This is a genomic window from Streptomyces sp. URMC 129 (assembly GCF_051386415.1).
In the GTDB taxonomy this organism is placed as follows: domain Bacteria; phylum Actinomycetota; class Actinomycetes; order Streptomycetales; family Streptomycetaceae; genus Streptomyces.
The window spans coordinates 1-2,220 of record NZ_JBPQTQ010000256.1; the positions used below are offsets into that span (position 1 = coordinate 1).

Consider the following 2,220-nt stretch of genomic DNA (forward strand, 5'->3'; position numbering starts at 1 on the left):
TGGACCAAAACCGCCGACGAAATCCTCGACAAGGTCGCCACCTACTGCCGACGAATCTCCGACTCAGGACACTAGGGGCTGCCCCAGACCAGTTGGAGGAAGGCCACGACCAGCGCGAGGGTGATCGCCACGCCCTGGGCGAACGTGCCCCAGTCGGGCATGGGCTCGCCCCGCCCGGACGCCGAGCGCCGCGCGGAATAGGCGAGCACCAGCGCGATGAGGGCAAGGGGACCGAACAGCACGGTCAGCAAGTCGACTCGCACGGGATCCAACGCGGGCCTCCTCCTCCGCTCCGGCGCCTGGCGGCCCATCATCGGCGGGACCGCCGGGGACCCCTCCCGGAGACCGATGCCGGTATCCGTCCGCCGGGGTGTCATGTCGTCTTCAGCGGAGGGTCACCGGGGGTGCCCAGGATGTCCGGCGTCGCGCCCGCCGACACAGCGATACAGGAGTGGTGGCCATGTCCCTGATGCCCGAACCGACCAGTTGGGACCGCAGACGGCTCGTGCGGGCGCTCGGCGGCATCGCGGGGCTGGCCGCGCTGGCGCAAGTCCCGCTGGAGCAGGGGGCGTCGGCGGCGCCACGGGGCGGCCTGGCCGGGTACCCGTTCACGCTGGGCGTGGCCTCCGGCGATCCCTCGCCCGACGGCTTCGTGCTGTGGACCCGGCTGGCGCCGGAGCCGCTGGCGCCCGGCGGCGGGGGCATGCCGCACGGCCCGGTGGCCGTGGACTGGCGGGTGGCCACCGACGAGGGTATGCGGAACGTCGTGCGGCGCGGCACCGTGCGGGCGCTGCCCGAGCTGGCGCACGCGGTGCACGTGGAGCCGGAGGGGCTGCTGCCCGACCGCGAGTACTGGTACCAGTTCCGCTGCGGCGGCGACGTGTCGCCCGTGGGCCGCACCCGCACCCTGCCCGCCGCCCACACGCGCGTGCGCCGGCTGTCGTTCGCCTTCGCCTCCTGCCAGAACTGGGCGGACGGCTACTACTCGGCCTACCGCAACCTCGCCGAGGAGGACCTCGATCTCGTCGTCCACCTCGGCGACTACGTCTACGAGGGCGGCATCCCCGCCGACGGCGGCTACCGGCGGACCCCCGTGCCCGCCCAGCTGCGCCCCGCCTGCCGGACGCTGGACCGCTGGCGGCTGCAATACGCCCTCTACAAGAGCGACCCCGACCTCCAGCGCGCCCACGCCCGCTTCCCCTGGATCGTCACCTGGGACGACCACGAGGTGCAGAACGACTACGCCGCCCGGTCCTCGCAGTACGAGGGCGACATCACCGCCCTGCGCGCGGCCGCGTACCAGGCGTACTACGAGCACCAGCCGCTGCGCCGCGCCGCCATCCCGCGCTCCGGCGAGATGCGCCTGTACCGGCGGCTGGCCTACGGGGACCTCGCGGAGTTCAGCGTGCTGGACGGCCGCCAGTACCGCGACGTCCCGCCCTGCGGCTGGGGCGAGGCGCCCGCCTGCGAGGCGGCCTACGACCCGTCGGTGACCATGCTCGGCGAGCGGCAGGAGCGCTGGCTGCTGGACGGCCTCGCGGCGTCCGGGGCGCGGTGGAACGTGCTGGCCAACAACGTCATGATGGCCCGCCTGGACCACGACGGTCCCGCCGGCGACACCCTGTGGCACGACGCCTGGGACGGCTTCCCCGCCGCCCGCACCCGCGTGACGGATCACCTCGCCGCGGCGCGGGTGAGCAACCCCGTCGTCATCACCGGCGACTGGCACTCCACCTTCGTCAACGACATCCGGCGCGACTTCGACGACCCCGACTCCCCGGTGGTCGCCACCGAGTTCGTCGGCACCTCCATCAGCAGCAACGGCGACGGCGAGGTCTACGGCCCCTATTACGGCCCGATGATCCGGCACAACCCGCACATCCGCTTCTTCGACGGCGACCGGCGCGGCTACGTGCGCTGCGCGGTGGACCGCCGGGAGTGGCGCACCGATCTGCGGATGGTCGGCACGGTCGGCCGCCCGGACGTGCCGGCGGAGACCTTCGCCTCCTTCGTCGTGGAGGAGGGCGCGCCCGGCGCCCACCGGCTGTGACGGGCCGGCGCGCGGGCCAGCACGGTGGCGGGCGGGCGCGGGCGGCGCGGGTGGATCTTGACGGGCGCGGGGGCAGCCCCTAGGTGTGTTGTTCCGGTAGGTTGGTGACGTGGCTGGCGGGGGTCTGGCCGCTGATGCCGGTGTGGGGTCGGTGGTAGTTGTACCAGTCC

2 protein-coding genes are annotated in these 2,220 nt (G+C 73.6%); one reads left to right on the plus strand and one right to left on the minus strand.

Annotated features, from left to right (window positions below; translation table 11 throughout):
- Positions 1 to 71: 71 nt before the first annotated feature.
- Positions 72 to 272 carry a hypothetical protein gene (locus tag ACSNOC_RS27545; RefSeq protein WP_436750295.1) on the minus strand — a complete coding sequence of 67 codons (201 nt, stop codon included), beginning with the start codon at positions 270 to 272 and terminating at the stop codon, positions 72 to 74.
- A 188-nt stretch (positions 273 to 460) separates the two neighbouring features.
- Here ACSNOC_RS27545 and ACSNOC_RS27550 point away from each other — a divergent pair, with 188 nt between their 5' ends.
- A complete protein-coding gene (locus ACSNOC_RS27550; RefSeq protein WP_436750296.1) occupies positions 461 to 2,050 on the plus strand; it encodes an alkaline phosphatase D family protein in 1,590 nt (529 codons plus the stop codon).
- The last annotated feature ends 170 nt before the right edge of the window (positions 2,051 to 2,220 follow it).

Coding starts and splice junctions, on each gene's coding strand:
- ACSNOC_RS27550 (WP_436750296.1), top strand. CDS start 461: ATGTCCCTGATGCCCGAACCGACCAGTTGGGACCGCAGACGGCTCGTG.